Below are 15,171 nucleotides of genomic sequence, written 5' to 3'. Positions count from 1 at the left end.
GGGGGGGGGGGGGGGGGGGGGGGGGGGGGGGGGGGGGGGGCGGGGGGGGGGGGGCGCCGCGGTTGTTGGGGCGGGGGGGCTGGGGGAGCTTGGGGATGTGTCCGAACGGCCGAGCGTCGGCGGGGACGCTGCGGTCGTCGGGGTGGGGGAGATGTGGGGAATGGGTGGGCGGCAGGTTGGGGATGCCGGGGCTGTTGGTGGGGTTGTGGGGGTTACGGCTGCCGTGTTTCAGGTGGGGCAGGGGGTGCTTGCTCCGGGGCGGGGCGGGGACGGGGCCGTGCCGTGGGTGCGGGGGCGTGACGGGCACGGGCGGGAGGTGCCTCGTAGGGCTGTGGTCGAAGTGGTGGGCGACGGTGGGCTTGTGGCTCGGGCCGTTGTCGAGGAGTTCCTGGCCTTGCCCGGCGTGCCGGAGGCTCCGGTGCGGGCCGATGAGCTGGTGCTGTTGTCCGCGCCCACGCCTGCCCATCTCGCCGCCACCGCCTCCCGGCTGGCCGACTGGCTCGCCAAGGGCGTGGACACGGTCGTGCTCGCCGATGTCGCGCGGGCGCTGCGGGTGGGGCGGGCCGCCATGCCCTGCCGGGTCGTCTGTCTTGGCAGAGATGTGCCTCAACTGGTCGCAGAGCTGAGGCGGTTCGCCGATACCCGGACCGGGGGTGGCGGCCTGCGCTGCGCCGACCTGCGTGCCGGTGCGGTCGATCCGCTGGGGCTGGGCGCGGCGCCGGAGACCCGGGACTATCTGGCCGCGCTCTGGCGGGGCGGACGCCTCGAACAGCTCACCCTGCTGTGGCTGTCCGGGGTCGACGTCGACTGGGCCGCCATGGAGGAGGGCACAGGGGGACCGGGGGCCGTGCCGCCGCCGTCCGTGTTTCTCCGGCAGCCGTTGTGGCTGGACCCCGTGGAGGAGCAGGCCGGATGAACAGTGTGGCTCCGGTGGCGGTGAAACTCTGGTTCTGCCCCAATGAGGAGCTCGCCCCGGGCATCGCCGCCACCCTGGCCGCGCACTGGCTGGACGAGCACGAGCAGGAGATCGCGGGCAGGTTCCTCTTCGAGCGCGACCGGCGCCAGTATCTGGTCGCCCATGCGCTCGTGCGGCGGGTCCTCGCACTCGAGAGCGGGGTGCCGGAGGCCGAGGCCGTGATCTGGCGCACCTCGCGCGGGCGGCCGTTCCTTCAGAAGCCGCCCGAGGGACTGCCGCGCGGCGGGCGGGAGTTGGACTTCAACCTGTCCCACGCGCTCGGTCACAATCTGCTCGGCGTGGTGCGCAGGCACCGGATCGGCGTGGACGTGGAGCGGCTCGACCGCGGTGACCAGGGCTTCGACACCATCGTGGAGACCTTCGCCGAGGAGGAGCGGAACTGGGTGGCGCAGGCCGCCCCGGGCCGGCCCCGCGACCGGCGGGTGCTGCGGCTGTGGACGCTGAAGGAGGCGTACTCCAAGGCGCGCGGGCTCGGCCTCGGACTGCCCTTCGACAGCTTCGCCTTCACTCTGGCCGAGGACCGCGGAGTGACCGGTTTCCGGCCGCCGGAGAACGACCACGAAAGAGGGTGGCGCTTCGTGGAGCTGGAGCCGGTGCCCGACGTACTGGCCGCCGTGGCCGTCCTGGCCGAGCCTCAGGAGTCGCCTGTGCTTCAGCTGCATCACGGCTTTCCCTGGGGACGGGCCGCGCCCCGGGTGCTGGCTCTGCCCGAGCCCCCGAGAGTGTCGGCCCCGCGCTGACCGGCGCCGCCTCGAGCGCGGCTCAGGTCCAAGACCAGCGAACCTTCCATGATCCTGAGGAGACTTTCCGGAAGAGGCACGCGGCCTGACGCCCTGGGGGGACGCTGGTGGAGCTGGTGCGGCGAGGCGGCGAACTGGCGCTGCTCGACGAGCTGTTGGCGTCCGCCGGAGGGGTGGAGGGAGCCGCCGTACTCGTCACGGGCCGCTCCGGAACCGGCAAGAGCGCCCTGCTGGACGCCTTCGCGGCCCGGGCTGCGCAGCGCGGAGCACGCGTGCTGAAGGCCTGTGCGTCCCCGGCCGAGGAGTCCCTGCCGTTCGGCGTGGTGGGCCAGTTGCTCAGTGGCACCCGACGGGCGGCCCGCGAGGACCCCTACGAGCCCGGCGGCGGGCCCGGCGCGCTGCACGACGCGCTGTGTGCGCTGGGCGGGAACGGCCCCCTGGCCGTCGTAGTGGACGATGTCCAGCACGCGGACGAGCCGTCGGCGCGCAGCCTGCTGTATCTGTGCGGGCGGCTGGCGGACACCGGCGCCCTGCTGGTGATGAGCGGACGGCCGGACGCCGCGCTGCCGCTGCCGCTGGCCGAGTTGTTCCGGCACCCGCGCCGCGTTCCCGTACGGCTGACGACGCTCTCCGAGGCGGGGGTCGCCGGCTTCCTGCGCGGCCCGGGTGCCATGGATGCGGAGACGGCCCGGCGGCTCGCCGCCGACTGGTACCGGTTCACCGGGGGAAATCCGCGGCTGCTGCACGGCCTGCTCGACGACCACCGGGCCTGCCAACCCGTACGTCCCGCACGTCCCGTCGCCGGTACGGCCTTCCGCCGCGGAGTCGTCGACTGTCTGCGCGGCGCGGGTACGGCGGCGCTGCGCACGGCCCGCGCCCTGGCCGTGCTCGGCGACGAGGCCACCCTCACGCTGGTCGCCCGGTTCCTCCGGGTCCCCGAACGGGCCGTCGCCGCCGGTCTTGAGCAGCTCGACGCGACGGGGCTGCTCGACGGAGGGCGGCTGCGCCACGCGGGGGTGCGCGCGGCCGCGCTGGAGGACCTGTCCGCCGAGGAGAGCGGCCTGCTGCACGCGCGGGCGGCCCGGGTGCTCTACGACGACGGCGCCGAACCCCCCGCCGTGGCCGTGCACCTGGTCGCCGCCGCGGCCGACGGTGCGGCGGGGACCTCGCCCGCGTGGGCGGCGCCGCTGCTCACCGAGGCGGGCGGACATGCGATGCGGGCCGGCGAGGTGCGCCGGGCCGCCCAGTTCCTGCGGACCGCATACCGTGCGGGCGGCGACGAGCAGCACCACGGCATGCTCGAAACGCTCGCACGCGCCGAGTGGGAGAGCGACCCCGCAGCCGTCATACGGCACCTGCCCGCGCTGGAGAGGAACCTCGCGTCCGGGCGGCTCGATGCCGAGCGGACGGTGGAGGCGGCGGGGCTGCTGCTGTGGCACGGGCGGGCGGAGCAGCCGGCGCGGGCCGCCGGAACGCTCGAAAGCAGCGTGCCCGTACTGGAGTTGAGGGCCACGATCGACTACGTCCGGCCCGGTGCGGTGGGGGAGGACGGCGGCGGGCCGGACAGGGACACCGCCGCCGAGCAGGTCCTGGAGTCGATCGTCCATGGGCACGCGCCGCCGCCCTCCGTCGCCGCCGTGCTGACCCTGCTGCTGCACGCGGGGGAGACGGAGCGGGTCGCGCAGTGGTGTGCGCTGTCCGCCGGGGCCGGGCCGGCGCAGACGACGCCGGCGCGGCGGGCGGTGGCGGCCGCGGTGGCCGCCGTGGTGCAGGTGCGGGCGGAGGCGTACGACGTCGGCGCGGGGCATGCGGAGCGGGCGCTGGATCTGATGTCGCCGGGGGCGTGGGGGGTGGCGGTCGGAATGCCGCTCGCGGCGGCCGTGCGGGCCGCCACCGCGCGCGGGGCGTATCAGAAGGCGGAGCGTCTGCTGCGGGTTCCCGTCCCTGAGGTGCTGTTCCGGTCACGGGCCGGGGTGCACTATCTGCTGGCCCGGGGTGGCTGCCTGCTGGCCTCGGGACGGGCGCGGGCCGCGCTCAGGGACTTTCACACCTGCCGGGATCTGCTGGCCGAGTGGGGTGTCGAGGCGGGGGAGGCCGTCGACTGGCGGGGCCCTGCCGCGGAGGCGGTGCGGTCGCTGGCGGCCGGGGAGGCCGGACGCGATCCGATCGCCGTGCTGACCCGGGCCGAGCGCAGGGTTGCCGTGCTGGCGGCGGACGGGTGCACCAATCGCGGGATCGCCGCACGGCTGTATGTGACGCCGAGCACGGTTGAGCAGCATCTGACCAGCGTGTACCGGAAGTTGCGGGTGCGGTCCCGGGCCGGTCTGGTGGAGCTGGTGGGGGGCCGGTGCTGAGTGCGGGCCGCGCCCAGGTAGCCCGCGGTGATCAGGTCCGTGAGGGCTGTCGAGGGCTCGCACTGCGGATTCCAGAACCGGAAGTTGCGGGTGCGATCCTGGTCCGGGCTGGTGGGGTCGGAGGCTGAGTGCGTGTCACGCGGTCAGCGCGAACTCGTCGCCGTCCGCAGCCCTTTGCCGTTCTTGCGGCCCAAGTAGCCGGCCGTGATCAGGTCCGTGAGCGTTGTCGAGGGCTCGTACTGCGGATTCCAGAACCGGAAGTTGCGGGTGCGGTCCTGGTCTGGGCTGGTGGGGTCGGAGGCTGAGTGCGTGTCGCGTGGTCAGCGTGGACTCGTCGCTGTCCGCAGCCCTTTGGCGTTCTTGCGGCCCAGGTAGCCGGCCGTGATCAGGTCCGTGAGGGCTGGTGAGGGCTCGTACTCCGGAGTCCTGAAATGGGAGTGGAGGCGTTGCTGGATGGCGTGGGAGACGTCCAGGCCGATCGTGTCCAGGAGGGCGAAGGGGCCCATGGGGTAGCCGAAGCCCTGCTGGACGGCCGTGTCCGTGCGCTCCATGAGGGTGTCTTCCGCGCCCTGGCGGTCCAGGAGCGCGAGCGCCGCACTCAGGTAGGGGAACAGCAGGCTGTTGACGATGAAGCCGGTGCGGTCGGAGCACCCGACCACGGTCTTGCCCAGGCCCAGGCAGAAGGCGCGGGCCGTGGCGAGGGTGCGCGGCGCCGCCGTGTCCGTGCGGACCAGCTCGACCAGGCGCATCACCGGCGCCGGGTTGAAGAAGTGGATGCCGACGACGTCGGCGGGGCGGCCGGAGGCCTCGGCGCAGGCCGTGACGGAGAGGCTCGACGTCGTGGTGGCGAGCACCGCACCGGGAGCGCACACCCGGCCCAGGGACTCGAACAGCGGGCGCTTGACGTCGAGTTCCTCGGCCACGGCCTCGACGACCAGATCGCAGTCGGCCAGGGCCGCGAGCTCGCTGGCGCCCTCCAGACGGCCGAGGGCCGCGGACTTGGCCTCGGGGGTGGTCCTGCCCCGGCGCACCGCGCGCGTCAGCGAATCCGCCACGGCGTTCACGGCGGCGTCCGCCTTCTCGGCGCTCCGCGCCACCAGCACCGTCGGGTGTCCCGCCGCGGCGGTGACCTCGGCGATGCCCCGGGCCATGGCGCCGGAGCCGAGCACGCCGACCCGGCGCACGTCCACGGCGTCCGTGTCGGGGGCCGCCGCGGCGTCTGCCGGGAGCTGGGCGCCCGTCTCGTCGTACGCGTAGAAGCCGGAGCCGGTCTTCCGGCCCAGGAGCTGCGCCGCGACCATCCGGCTCAGCAGCGGCGCGGGTTCGAGGGAGCTGTCGCCGGTGCGCAGCCACAGCTCCATCAGGGCGGCATGGGCCGTGTCGAGGCCGATGCGGTCGAGTGTCTGAAGCGGTCCGGCCGGCAGACCGCAGCCCAGGCGCATCGCGGTGTCGATGTCGTGGTGGGTGGCGTAGCCCTCGTCGAGGAGGGCGACCGAGCGGTTCAGCAGTCCCAGGACGAGAGCGGTGGCGTCGCCGGCCGGCCGGGCGCCCACCTCGACCGGCGTGAGACCGGCCGCGGCCACGAGGGCGTCGAGCGCGGCCGTGCTCTCACGGGAGGCGAGGGCCGGGCGCACCGACTCGACGGGGCCGCCGGGGGAGGGCGGGGTGAAGAACCGCAGTCCGACCAGGTCCTCGGGGCGTGCGGTGGACAGCGCCAGGCGGGTGACGGGCAGCGCCGCCGTGGTGGTCACCAGGGTCGTGCCGGGCGGGCAGACGGCGGTGATCCGGTGCAGGGCGGAGGCCTTGGCGGCGGGGGTGTCGGGTACGGCCTCGACGACCACGGACGCGCCGCGCAGCAGGGCGTGGTCGGAGGTGAAGGTCACGGCGTCCCGCTCGGGGCCGTTGCCGTGGAGGGCCTTGAGCCGCCGGTCGGCCCGGGCCAGTACGTCGAGGTCCGTGTCGACGGCGACCACTCGGTGGCCCGCGGCGAGCAGCAGATGCAGCAGTGACTCGCCGACCGAGCCGAGGCCGACGATGCCCGTCATGGGTGCGGAGGAGTGCGGGGGCCGCTCGGTCATGAGATGTGCGCCTGCCCTTCACGGAAGCGGTTGATGGCGTGGAGGTGCCGGGCGCGCAGCTCGTGGTTGCGCACGCCGAGGCCTTCCTCGGGGGCCAGGCACAGGACGCCGACCTTGCCCTGGTGGAGGTTGCGGTGCACGTCGTAGGCGGCCTGGCCGGTCTCCTCAAGGGAGTAGACCTTGGACAGGGTGGGGTGGATCTTGCCCTTGGCGATGAGCCGGTTGGCCTCCCAGGCCTCGCGGTAGTTGGCGAAGTGCGAGCCGATGATCCGCTTCAGGGACATCCACAGGTAGCGGTTGTCGTACTCGTGCTTGAAGCCGGAGGTGGAGGCGCAGGTGACGATGGTGCCGCCCTTGCGGGTGACGTAGACGGAGGCGCCGAAGGTCTCGCGGCCGGGGTGCTCGAAGACGATGTCGACGTCCTCGCCGCCGGTCAGTTCACGGATGCGCTTGCCGAAGCGCTTCCACTCGCGCGGGTCCTGGTTGTGCTCGTCCTTCCAGAACTTGTAGTCCTCGGCGGTGCGGTCGATGATCGCCTCGGCGCCCATCGCCCGGCAGATCTCCGCCTTCTGCGGCGACGAGACCACGCAGACCGGGTTGGCGCCGCCGGCCAGTGCCAACTGGGTGGCGTACGAGCCGAGTCCGCCGCTCGCGCCCCAGATCAGGACGTTGTCGCCCTGCTTCATCCCGGCACCGTTGCGGGAGACCAGCTGCCGGTACGCGGTGGAGTTGACGAGGCCGGGAGCCGCCGCCTCCTCCCAGGTCAGATGCTCCGGCTTCGGCATCAGCTGGTTCGCCTTGACCAGGGCCAGCTGGGCCAGTCCGCCGAAGTTGGTCTCGAAGCCCCAGATGCGCTGCTCCGGGTCGAGCATCGTGTCCCCGTGTCCGTCGGCCGACTCCAGCTCCACCGACAGACAGTGGGCGACCACCCGGTCACCGGCCTGCCACCGGTTCACGCCGGGCCCGGTGCGCAGGACGACGCCCGCGAGGTCGGAGCCGATCACGTGGTACGGCAGGTCGTGGCGGGCCGACGCCGGTGACAGCGGGGCGTACCGCTTCAGGAACGAGAAGGTGGGCAGCGGTTCGAAGATGGCCGACCAGACGGTGTTGTAGTTCACCGACGAGGCCATCACCGCCACCAGCGCCTCACCCGCCGCGGGCTGCGGCACCAGCACGTCCCGCACCTGGAGCGACTTGCGCGGGTCCTTGTCCACCGAGGCCATGCCCTCGAACATCGAGACGTCTTCCTCGCGCAGTACCGCGCCGAGGTAGGACTCCGGAAGCCGCAGCCCCGCGAAGTCCTGCGCAGACGCGTCCTCGGCGAGAACAGCGCTGACGATCTCATCCATCAGGACCTAGCCAGGGGATGCCCCGCTTTAGCGGGGTGGGGAATGGCTTCTTGACCCTGCTCTGACCTCAACTGTGTGCACGGATCTGCACTGTTCACCTGAGCCCACCTTTCTGCCGCACTAGACCTGCGGCGTGTATATAGTGATCGCGTGACGGTGACCAGGAAGGTTCGTCGGTTCTCCGGAGGTGTGTACGATCTCGGGCTCCACGTGGTGTGGTGCCCGAAGTACCGCCGTCCGGTCCTCGGTGGGCGGGTCGCGGAACGCCTGGACGAACTGATCCGGCAGAAGGCCGGCGAGCGCGGGTGGGAGATCATCGCCCTTGAGCTGATGCCGGACCACGTGCACCTGTTCGTCAAGCACGACCCGAAGTCGTCGGCGTCGTATGTGGCCAACCAGTTCAAGGGCTTCACATCCCGCGTGCTGCGGGCGGAGTTCCCGCACCTGAAGTCGCGGATGCCCACCCTGTGGTCGTCGTCGTACTTCGCCGCGTCGGTCGGCGCGGTCTCGGCGGCCACGGTGGAGAAGTACATCGACACCCAGTGGGAACGCCCTTGGAAGAAGGAGAAGGAGGGGCAGCCTTGATACGGGCGTACAAGTTCCTCCTTCGCCCCACGGCCCAGCAGGAAGCCGCGCTGCGGGCGATGCTGGCCGACCACTGCTCCCTCTACAACGGCGCGCTCCAGGAGCGCCGGGACGCCTACCGGCACAGCTCGACGACGAGCATTAAATACGGCGACCAGTCCGGCCAGCTCAAGGCGATCCGGACGTTCGACCCGGAACGGCAGGGCCGCTGGTCGTTCTCCTCCCAGCAGGCGACCTTGCGTCGGTTGGACAAGGCATTCCAAGCCTTCTTCAAGCGCGTGAAGGCCGGTCTCACGCCCGGCTACCCGAGGTTCAAGGGTGTCGGGCACTTCGACACCGTGACCTTCCCCAAGGACGGCGACGGCTGTCGCTGGGACTCCACCCCGCACGACCGGCGGACCCGCGTACGCCTGCAAGGCATCGGCCACGTCCGCGTGCACCAGCACCGCCCCGTGAAGGGCCGGGTGAAGACAATCAGCATCAGGCGGGAAGGCCGCCGCTGGTACGTCGTCCTGGCCTGCGACGAAGTGCCCGCCGAGCCTTTGCCCGCGACGGGCAGCATCGTCGGAATCGACATGGGCACCGTGCACTTCTTCACCGACTCGGGCGGTGAGCACGTCGAGAACCCGAAGTTCCTCGACACGATGGCCGCCGAGCTGGCCGCCGCCCAGCAGCACCTTTCGACGTTCCCCAAACGCACCAAGAAGCGCACGAAGAAGCACCGGGCCGCAGCCCGGAAGGTCGCCAAGCTGCATGTCAAGATCCGGCGGCAGCGAGCTGACGACCACCACAAGAAGGCTCTCGCCCTGGTCCAAGAGCACGACGTGATCGGGCACGAGAAGCTGAACACGGCGGGCATGACCAAGGCGCCCGCACCCAAGCCAGATCCCGAGCAGACCGGCGTGTTCCTCCCGAACGGCGCCGCTGCGAAGGCCGGGCTGAACCGAAGTATCCTCGACGCGGGTTGGGGACAGTTCCTGAGCATCCTGGCGAACAAGGCTGAGAGTGCCGGTCGCCGAGTGATCCCGGTGGACGCCCGCAACACCTCCCGCACGTGCCCGGCCGCCCTCGGCGGATGCGGCCACGTCGCGAAGGAGAACCGTGTCACCCAAGCAAAGTTCGAATGCGTCAACTGCGGCCTGGTCGAGAACGCCGACCGCGTGGGCGCGCTCAACGTCCTGCACAGGGCCGGGCTGGTCCTCTGCGACGGTGCCTAGCCACCGACCCAGGAAGCCCGCGACTTTAGTCGTGGGTGGAGTCACGTGAGTTCCCTGATTCCCTTGAGATACGAGGACGGCGAAGGGCCTCGGAGTGCCCCGTCACCGGGTCGCGAGGGCCGATTCCGCGTGCTGCCTGGCGAGGTTGAGGGTGGCGGTGGAGTTGCGGCCGAGAGCCTCACGGACGTAGCGGCGTGCCTGCTCGACGGTGGCGTCCGCGCCGAGCACCCGCGTGACGGCTTCCTCGCGCAGGACCACGTCGTGCCGGGAGGTGACGGTCACACCGGTCTCGTCCGGTACGACGGACCAGGCGCCGGTGTGGGCGTCCATCAGGGCGGGCGTGGCGGTCTGCTTGTAGACGATGCGGCCGGTGTCGGGGAAGCAGACCCGGATGGACTCGGTGGTGTGCACGGAGCCGTCGGCGGTGCGCGTGTCCATGGCCATGACCTGCACTCCGGGGGCGTCCTCGGTCAGGTCCAGGCGGTCGACGTGCGGGACCAGCCGGGGCCAGTCACCGACCCGGTAGAGGAAGTCGTAGACCGGTCCGGCCGGGCCCTCGACCCGCACGCTGTCCTCGAAGGAGAGCACCAGGGCGTCCAGTTGTGGCCGGCGCTCCGCGAGGTCCTTGACCCGGTCCAGCTCCGCACGGCTGTTGGTGTCCGTGGCCCGCTCGACCCACTCGACGTCCTCGGGACGGTCCTCGCCCACCGTGAAGTCGTGCAGCAGGACCAGCCGGGACGCAGCTTCGCCCCGCTCCTCGACGATCCAGCTGCCGCCCATGCCCGTGAGCGGGGCGGCCGGCACCTCCTGGCGGAAGTCGATGCGGCGCCGGGCGGAGTCCAGCCGGCGGCGCGAAGTCCACGACTTGACCGTGCCGTTGGCGGTCGCCCACATCCGCAGCCGCTCGTCCGTGCCGTCGGACTCCAGCTGTTCCACGTGTACGTTCGGCGGGAAGAACAGCGGCCACCGCACCGCGTCCGAGATCAGCCCGTACACGACCGCCGCGGGCGCGGCGATCTCCACGTCGTGCGTCGTGCGGTGCACCTGTTCAGCCGACACCTTCACTACCTCGTCTTTCTGCGTCTCTCTACGTCTGTCTGCGTCTGTCTGCGGATGCCGGTACGGGTCAGAAGTTGCCGAGTCCGCCGCAGACGTTGAGCGCCTGGGCGGTGATGGAGGCGGCGGGTCCGGAGGCCAGGTAGCCGACCAGGGCGGCGACCTCCTCGGGGGTGGAGTAGCGGCCGAGGGGGATCTTCGCCTCGAACTGCTCCTGGACGTAGTCCTCGGTGGTGTCCCAGGCGGCGGCATAGCCCTGGCGCACCCGCTGGGCCATGGGGGTCTCGACGTAGCCGGGGCAGACGGCGTTGACGGTGACGCCGCTGGGGGCCAGTTCGCGGCCCAGGGCCTTGGTGAAGCCGACGACGCCGTGCTTGGAGGCGCTGTAGGGGGCGCCCAGCAGGACGCCCTGCTTGCCGGCGGTGGACGCGATGTTGATGATCCGCCCGTACGCCGCGTCGGACAGGCCGCCCTTCTTGAGGACCTCGCGGGTGACCAGGAAGACGCTGTTGAGGTTGGTGTCGATGACGTCGTACCAGAGGTCGTCGGCGATGTCGGCGGTCACCCCGCCGCCGCTGCGGCCCGCGTTGTTGACCAGCACGCCGATCGGCCCGAACGCCTCGACCGCGGCGGCGACCAGCGCGGTCACCGACTCGCGCGAGCGCACGTCGGCCGCGGCGCCGTCGACGGTCAGGCCCTCGCCGCGCAGGTCCTCGACCGTCTGCTTGACCTTCTGCTCGTCCCTGGCGCACAGGAAGACCGGGTGGCCGAGGCGCCCCAGCTCCCGGGCGGCGGCCAGGCCGATCCCGCTCGTCCCGCCCGTGATCAGCGCGGAGGGCTTCGTCGTTGTCGTCATCGGTGTCCTTCCAGAAACGCCGTGGTGACTCACGACCGTGTCCCGTGCCCCTTGAGGTAGGGCGGAAATTCCCTCAACCGGACCGGTGAGGGCGGGGCTTGAGGGATCTTCCAACCGGGTGCGAGAAGGCGCGTGCAGGCTCAGAGCCTGTGTCTGAACCCCCGCCTGCGCCCCGACGCCCGGCATGCACCCTCGCCGCATGTCGCCGCAGGACAGGTGGCTCCGCCACATGACCTGCAACGCCGCACTCCCCCAGCCTCCGGCCGGGGGGACCCCCAGGGCACGTATCGAACGCCGCTGCGCCCGCGCTCCGCGCGGACGACGGGGGTTCAGACACAGGCTCTGACCGGCGGCCGAATCGACCGAACGGAGACGCCATGACGATCGCGCCCGAACGTGCGCAGACCCCCGCCTGGTCCGCCGCGCTGCATGCGGAGGCCCAGCAGTTCTACGCCCACCAGATGCAGCTCCTCGACCTCGGCGAGGCCGAGCAGTGGGCGCGGACCTTCACCGAGGACGCGACGTTCGACGTGCCGACCCTGCCCGAGCCGGTACGCGGTCACGCCGGCCTCGTCGCGGCCACCCGCCGGGCCTCGGCGGAGCTCGCCGCTTCCGGGCAGCGCCACCGTCACTTCCTCGGCATGCTCGACGTCCGCCCGCGGCCGGACGGCGGGCTCGACGTCCGCTCCTACGCGATCGTGTACGCCTCGCAGATCGGCGGCGAGTCGCGGGTGCACCGCGTGTGCGTGTGCGAGGACGTCCTGCTGCGCCAGGACGGTGAACTGCGGGTCTCCGCCCGCACGGTGACCCGCGACGACCTCGCCTGAGCGGGGCTCCACCGGCACCCGGCCGCCTCTCCACCCCGCCGGGACAGCCTCGGCACAGCCGTACGGGTGCGTCACCGCTTAAGCGCTCCGCAAGAAGTGCCGCGATGGGCCGTCGATCGGCTGCGGGCCCGTCGTGGCTGGTCGCGCAGTTCCCCGCGCCCCTTCGGGGCGCGCCAGGACCGCTTAGAGCCGCGCACCGCCGTAACAACCAACTGCCACCCGATGGGGGTTTGCCGACATGACGCAGACGACGATTGCCCGGCCGGAGGCCTCGGCCCTTGAGCAGGCCGTTCAGGGCGCCGCTGACCGGCTCGTCGCAGCAGGAGCAGCAGGCGTGCAGTTCCGGGTCGCCCGCGGGGCCGAGTCCTTCGTGGTGACCTCCGGGATCGCGGAGCTGGGCTCCGACCGGCCCGTCCCCGCGGACGGCCGCTTCCGCATCTCCTGCATCACCAAGCCGTTCGTGGCCGTCGTGGTGCTCCAGCTGGTCGCCGAGGGCAAGGTGGACCTCGACCGCACGGTCGAGAGCTACCTTCCGGGCCTGCTGCCCTACGGCGAGAAGATCACCATCCGCAACCTGCTCCAGCACACCAGCGGCCTGTACAACTACATGGACTCGTTCCAGAAGCCGGGCGACCGCTTCCTGCGCGACCGCTACAAGCACTACGAGCCCCAGGACCTCATCGCCATCGCGGCCGCCAAGCCGCTGGAGTTCGAGCCCGGCACCAAGTTCGCGTACTGCAACACGAACTACTTCATCATCGGGCTGCTCATCGACAAGGTCACCGGCCGCTCGTACCGCGAGGAGATCACCGAGCGCGTCCTTGAGCCGCTTCAGCTGACGGAGACCGTGCTGCCGGGCGACGACCCGAACATCCCCGAGCCGCATGCCCGCGGCTACATGGACATCGGCGGCAAGCCCGTCGACGTGACGCTGATGAACCCCTCCGAGGCCGGCTGCGCGGGCGAGATCATCTCCACCACCGCCGACCTGGACCGGTTCTTCACCGCGCTGTTCAGCGGAAAGCTCCTGAACGAGCCGGAGTTCACCGAGATGACCACCCCGCTGCCGCCCGAGATGATCGAGAACCTGCCGATGGGCATCGGCTACGGCCTCGGCATCATGAAGCTCGAGAACGACGACGACCTCGACCTGTGGGGCCACGGCGCCGGCATCCCCGGCTACGCCACCTTCGCGGCCACCACCCGCGACCTCGGCGCCCGCGTGCAGCTGTCGTTCACGATCGGCGACAAGGACTTCGGGCCGGACGCCGAGCAGGCCGTCATCCGCGGTGTGAACATCGCGCTGTGCTCATGAGCACCGGGACGCGGAAAGCCGTCGTCGTCACCGGTGGCGGTACGGGAATCGGTGCGGCGACCGCGCGCGCATTCGCCGACGACGGCGCGCACGTTCTCGTCGTCGGCCGCAGTGAATCGACGCTGAAGGAAACGGCGGACGGTTACGAGGACAGAATTCGCGTCCTTTCCAAGGACATTCACGAACCGGACGCGCCGGACGTGGTCGTCGAGACCGCGCTGAAGGAATTCGGCCGTATCGACGTGCTGGTGAACAATGCCGCCGTCACCGGATTCGCCGCCCTGGACGGACTGGAGAGGGAATCGGTACGGGCCCAGCTGGGCACGAACCTTCTCGCCCCGGTGTTCCTGACCCAGCGCGCGCTGGATGCGCTGGAGGAGAGCAAGGGCGTCGTCGTGAACGTCAGTTCCGCGGGCTCGCTGGGCCGCCGGGCCTGGCCGGAGAACTCCGTGTACGGCATGGCCAAGGTGGCCCTCGACTTCCTGACCCGCACCTGGGCCGTGGAGCTCGCGCCGCGCGGCATCCGCTCGGTGGGCATCGCGCCCGGCGTCGTCGACACCGGGGTCGGGGTACGGGCGGGCATGCCGGCCGAGGCGTACCAGGCGTTCCTCGCGCAGATGGCGGAGCGGATCCCGGCGGGCCGGGTCGGCCGGCCGGAGGACATCGCCTGGTGGATCGTGCAGCTGACCCGGCCGGAGGCCGGCTACGCCAACGGCACGGTCCTGGCGGTGGACGGTGCGCTGTCCGTGACGTGATCGGCAGTGACATGGGTCCTGATCTGCAGTGACATGGGTGAGGCCCCCGCCAGGCGGGGGCCTCACCCATGAGCGGGGCCGTCAGCGGGACACCGTGGCCGTGACGTAGCGGACCGGGACGTCGATGTGGACCAGGCCGTCCGCGCCGCGCAGGTCGTCGAGTGCCGTGGTGAGGCGGGCGCGCAGGGCGGCGGCCTCGTCGGCCGGCAGGTGCTGCCACAGCAGCCGCATGCCCTGCGTGTGCGACCAGTCGACCCAGGCCTCGCCGGAGCGCGCCGTCATGTCCACCGTCTCGTCGGTGATCCCCACCTGGCCGAAACCGGCCGTGTGCAGAGCGGCCGTCAGGTCCGCGGGGTCCTCCAGCCAGGAGTGCAGCTGCCGGTGGAGCTGCTCGGGATGCCAGGCCGGCGGCAGGTGGCGCAGCAGGGACATCGGGATCAGGTCGGTGAACAGCGGCGGCAGGAACGGGAAGGTGTCCCGGGTGAACACCGGGCTGGTGAAGGCGATCCGGCCACCGTCGCGCAGCAGTCCGGCATAACGGGCGAGCGCGGCCCGCGCGTCCGGCAGGAAGATCACGCTGTAGCTGCCGAGCACCAGGTCGAAGGAGCGGGCGGGCAGATCCGGGTGCTCGCCGTCCATCACCCGCAGGTCGACGTTGCCGATGCCCTGCCGTGCCGCCTCCAGGCCGGCCTCCTCGATCATGGCCTCGGCGATGTCGATGCCGAGCGCGCTGCCCCCGGACCCCACCAGCCGCGCCGCGGGCAGCAGCGTGGCGCCCAGGCCGCAGCCGACGTCGAGGAGCCGCTGACCGGTCCGCGGCCCGGCGATGTCCACCAGCCGCGCGCCCATCGGCGTGAAGAATTCCACGCCCAGCCGGTCATAGGTCGCCGCGGCCCCGTTGAAGGCGGCGGTGACTTTCGTTTTGTACGTTGCCGTGTCCGTGTCCGTGACCATGTCGCCCATGCTGGGCCCGAGGCCCCGCGCGCAACTGGAGGATGACTGGAAAACAAAGGGATTCGGGAATTCTTCCCTTGCCCGCGCCGGACGGCCCCGCCCACAATTA

Annotated in this window: 13 protein-coding genes; 8 read left to right on the top strand and 5 right to left on the bottom strand. The window is 71.7% G+C overall.

From position 1 onward, the window contains the following. Positions 1–361: 361 nt before the first annotated feature. The 3 genes from KCH87_RS29535 (at position 362) to KCH87_RS29525 (ending at position 4,070) form a co-directional block, all read left to right on the top strand. Positions 362–916 (top strand): hypothetical protein, encoded by a 555-nt coding sequence (locus tag KCH87_RS29535; RefSeq protein ID WP_210589331.1) that lies wholly within the window; start codon positions 362–364, stop codon positions 914–916. Beyond that, the gene (locus KCH87_RS29530; protein WP_210589330.1) at positions 913–1,716 is read left to right on the top strand and encodes a 4'-phosphopantetheinyl transferase superfamily protein; all 804 of its coding nucleotides are present in this window, start codon (positions 913–915) and stop codon (positions 1,714–1,716) included. Before KCH87_RS29535 ends, KCH87_RS29530 begins: the two co-directional genes overlap by 4 nt. Before the next feature lie 107 nt (positions 1,717–1,823). After that, positions 1,824–4,070, top strand: coding sequence for a LuxR family transcriptional regulator (locus KCH87_RS29525; RefSeq protein ID WP_210589329.1), 2,247 nt, complete (start codon positions 1,824–1,826; stop codon positions 4,068–4,070). 320 nt (positions 4,071–4,390) lie between these two features. Here KCH87_RS29525 and KCH87_RS29520 read toward each other — a convergent pair whose 3' ends face one another. Both KCH87_RS29520 and ccrA read right to left on the bottom strand, forming a co-directional pair. After that, entirely contained in the window at positions 4,391–6,148 is a 1,758-nt protein-coding gene (locus KCH87_RS29520; RefSeq protein WP_247196996.1) for a 3-hydroxyacyl-CoA dehydrogenase family protein, read from the bottom strand. Then, complete coding sequence (gene ccrA, locus KCH87_RS29515) at positions 6,145–7,497, bottom strand: crotonyl-CoA carboxylase/reductase (RefSeq protein WP_210589328.1); 1,353 nt, start codon at positions 7,495–7,497, stop codon at positions 6,145–6,147. Before ccrA ends, KCH87_RS29520 begins: the two co-directional genes overlap by 4 nt. A 156-nt stretch (positions 7,498–7,653) precedes the next feature. On the opposite strand from ccrA, the gene tnpA reads away from it, so the two are divergent. After that, the gene (gene tnpA, locus KCH87_RS29510) at positions 7,654–8,082 is read left to right on the top strand and encodes an IS200/IS605 family transposase (protein WP_210589350.1); all 429 of its coding nucleotides are present in this window, start codon (positions 7,654–7,656) and stop codon (positions 8,080–8,082) included. Then, positions 8,079–9,299: an RNA-guided endonuclease TnpB family protein gene (locus KCH87_RS29505; protein ID WP_210589327.1), complete on the top strand. Its 1,221-nt coding sequence runs from the start codon at positions 8,079–8,081 to the stop codon at positions 9,297–9,299. Before tnpA ends, KCH87_RS29505 begins: the two co-directional genes overlap by 4 nt. A gap of 102 nt (positions 9,300–9,401) precedes the next feature. Here KCH87_RS29505 and KCH87_RS29500 read toward each other — a convergent pair whose 3' ends face one another. Both KCH87_RS29500 and KCH87_RS29495 read right to left on the bottom strand, forming a co-directional pair. After that, the gene (locus KCH87_RS29500; RefSeq protein WP_210589326.1) at positions 9,402–10,358 is read right to left on the bottom strand and encodes an aromatase/cyclase; all 957 of its coding nucleotides are present in this window, start codon (positions 10,356–10,358) and stop codon (positions 9,402–9,404) included. Positions 10,359–10,425: 67 nt separating this feature from the next. Further along, complete coding sequence (locus KCH87_RS29495; protein WP_210589325.1) at positions 10,426–11,211, bottom strand: SDR family NAD(P)-dependent oxidoreductase; 786 nt, start codon at positions 11,209–11,211, stop codon at positions 10,426–10,428. Positions 11,212–11,588: 377 nt separating this feature from the next. Between KCH87_RS29495 and KCH87_RS29490 the strand changes: the two genes are divergently transcribed. The 3 genes from KCH87_RS29490 (at position 11,589) to KCH87_RS29480 (ending at position 14,108) form a co-directional block, all read left to right on the top strand. Further along, complete coding sequence (locus KCH87_RS29490; RefSeq protein WP_210589324.1) at positions 11,589–12,038, top strand: nuclear transport factor 2 family protein; 450 nt, start codon at positions 11,589–11,591, stop codon at positions 12,036–12,038. A gap of 238 nt (positions 12,039–12,276) precedes the next feature. After that, positions 12,277–13,353 carry a serine hydrolase gene (locus KCH87_RS29485; protein WP_210589323.1) on the top strand — a complete coding sequence of 359 codons (1,077 nt, stop codon included), beginning with the start codon at positions 12,277–12,279 and terminating at the stop codon, positions 13,351–13,353. Further along, positions 13,350–14,108 (top strand): SDR family NAD(P)-dependent oxidoreductase, encoded by a 759-nt coding sequence (locus tag KCH87_RS29480; protein ID WP_210589322.1) that lies wholly within the window; start codon positions 13,350–13,352, stop codon positions 14,106–14,108. Before KCH87_RS29485 ends, KCH87_RS29480 begins: the two co-directional genes overlap by 4 nt. An 81-nt stretch (positions 14,109–14,189) precedes the next feature. On the opposite strand, the gene KCH87_RS29475 is transcribed toward KCH87_RS29480, so the two are convergent. Continuing rightward, positions 14,190–15,071 (bottom strand): class I SAM-dependent methyltransferase, encoded by an 882-nt coding sequence (locus tag KCH87_RS29475; protein ID WP_374199054.1) that lies wholly within the window; start codon positions 15,069–15,071, stop codon positions 14,190–14,192. Positions 15,072–15,171 lie beyond the last annotated feature (100 nt).

Source organism: Streptomyces sp. GESEQ-35 (genome assembly GCF_017948485.1).
Taxonomy (GTDB): domain Bacteria; phylum Actinomycetota; class Actinomycetes; order Streptomycetales; family Streptomycetaceae; genus Streptomyces.
The sequence above is the reverse complement of the archived record's forward strand: the minus strand, read 5'-3'. Positions and strand labels throughout refer to the sequence as shown.

Excerpts from the sequence above, each read along its gene's own strand:
- KCH87_RS29530 (WP_210589330.1), top strand. The coding sequence starts at position 913 with ATGAACAGTGTGGCTCCGGTGGCGGTGAAACTCTGGTTCTGCCCCAAT.
- KCH87_RS29520 (WP_247196996.1), bottom strand. The coding sequence starts at position 6,148 with ATGACCGAGCGGCCCCCGCACTCCTCCGCACCCATGACGGGCATCGTC.
- ccrA (WP_210589328.1), bottom strand. The coding sequence starts at position 7,497 with ATGGATGAGATCGTCAGCGCTGTTCTCGCCGAGGACGCGTCTGCGCAG.
- KCH87_RS29495 (WP_210589325.1), bottom strand. The coding sequence starts at position 11,211 with ATGACGACAACGACGAAGCCCTCCGCGCTGATCACGGGCGGGACGAGC.
- KCH87_RS29490 (WP_210589324.1), top strand. The coding sequence starts at position 11,589 with ATGACGATCGCGCCCGAACGTGCGCAGACCCCCGCCTGGTCCGCCGCG.
- KCH87_RS29485 (WP_210589323.1), top strand. The coding sequence starts at position 12,277 with ATGACGCAGACGACGATTGCCCGGCCGGAGGCCTCGGCCCTTGAGCAG.
- KCH87_RS29480 (WP_210589322.1), top strand. The coding sequence starts at position 13,350 with ATGAGCACCGGGACGCGGAAAGCCGTCGTCGTCACCGGTGGCGGTACG.
- KCH87_RS29475 (WP_374199054.1), bottom strand. The coding sequence starts at position 15,071 with ATGGGCGACATGGTCACGGACACGGACACGGCAACGTACAAAACGAAA.